Annotated in this window: 1 protein-coding gene and 1 pseudogene; both read left to right on the top strand. The window is 69.6% G+C overall.

Annotated features, from left to right (window positions below):
- Nucleotides 1-1,138: pseudogene (locus tag IO39_RS49280) on the top strand (hypothetical protein); the annotation flags it as partial.
- 8 nt (nt 1,139-1,146) lie between these two features.
- Nucleotides 1,147-1,509: RHS repeat domain-containing protein (locus IO39_RS56550; RefSeq protein ID WP_043640940.1), on the top strand; the 363-nt coding region annotated here is incomplete at its 3' end.

The following is a 1,509-nucleotide window of genomic DNA, read 5'->3' as shown; positions in this document are numbered from 1 at the left end:
GGACGAGGCCGGCGCGGTCACCACCTCCGCGTTCGACCGGCTGGGCCGGCTGGTGTCGGTCACCGGGTCGGCCTACGCGCAGCCCGGCGGTCAGACGCTCACCCCGACCGAGACCTACGCGTACAACCCGGCCGGCCAGGTGACCAAGTACACCGATGAGCGCGGCTCGACCTGGACCACCGAGTACGACGCGCTCGGCAACCGCGTCCGGGTCACCGAGCCCGCCGTGACGGGCAAGCCCGCCGGTCAATGGGTGTACGAGTACGACCTGGCGGGGGAGCTGCTCGCCGCGGTGGACCCGACCGGGGCACGGGTGGAGAGCACCTACGACGACCTGGGCCGCACCATCACCACCACGGTGCTGGAGCGCAAGCCGACGGCGGAGGCGTTCGTCACCCGGCTGGAGTACAACGACGCCGGGGCGCGGGTCAAAGAGGTCGGTCCGCTGAACCGCACCACGTCATGGACGGTGAACGCGGCCGGTGAGGTCACCAAGGAGACCGACCCGGCGGGCAATGCCACGTCGTACGCCTATGACCTGGCGGGACGTCAGGCCAAGGTCACCGACGCGCTGGGCAACTCGACGATCAGCGAGTACGACCTGGCGGGCCGGGAGATCGCGGTCAAGGAGACCGACGACACCGGCAAGGTGCTGCGCAGCACCGGCTACGGCTACGACCTGGCGGGCAACGAGACGTCGGAGACGACTCCGGAGGGTCACACCATCCGCGGCGCCTACGACGCGACGGACCTGCTGACGGAGCTGGTGGAGCCGGTCGCGGACGGCAAGTCGATCACGACGACGTACGGGTATGACGTGACCGGCTCGCTGACCCGGGCCACCGTCAAGCAGACCGGCTCGGGGGCCGAGGCGGCCACGCCCGAGTGGACCTTCGACTACGACGCGATGGGCCGCAGCACGGTCCTCGGGGACTACACCCTCGACTACAACGACCGCGGGTTGATGACGAAGGTGGCCAAGGGCGGGAAGCAGAACGTCGCGTTCACCTATGACGCGTACGGCAACCCGACCCAGAAGCAAGACGTCAACGGCACCACCGGCTACGGCTGGGACGCGTCGGACCGGCTCAAGACGTTCACCGACGCGGTCAGCGGCCGGTCCCTGACGACAACCTGACCTCCAAGGTGACGGCGGGCACGGCCGGCGCCGGGAACAACACCTACACCTACGACCGCTCGGACCGGATGACCTCCTGGACCGGCCCCGACGGCACCACGACCACCTACGAGTGGGACGACTCGGGCAACCGGGTCAAGGCCGGCGACACGAGCTTCGTCTTCGACCAGCGCAACCGCCTGCTGTCGGGCGGCGGCACCACCTACACCTACACCCCGCGCGGCACGCTGGCCACCGAGACCACGAACGGCGTGACCAGGCAGCTGAAGTTCGACGCCTTCGACAACCTGGTCTCCGACGGGGACGCCACCTACACCTACGACAACCTGGGCCGGCTCGACAGCCGCATCCAGGGCGGGGTGGAGGAGCGC

Origin of the sequence: Nonomuraea candida, assembly GCF_000725485.1 — a bacterium.
Taxonomy (GTDB): Bacteria; Actinomycetota; Actinomycetes; order Streptosporangiales; family Streptosporangiaceae; genus Nonomuraea; species Nonomuraea candida.
The sequence above is the reverse complement of the archived record's forward strand: the minus strand, read 5'-3'. Positions and strand labels throughout refer to the sequence as shown.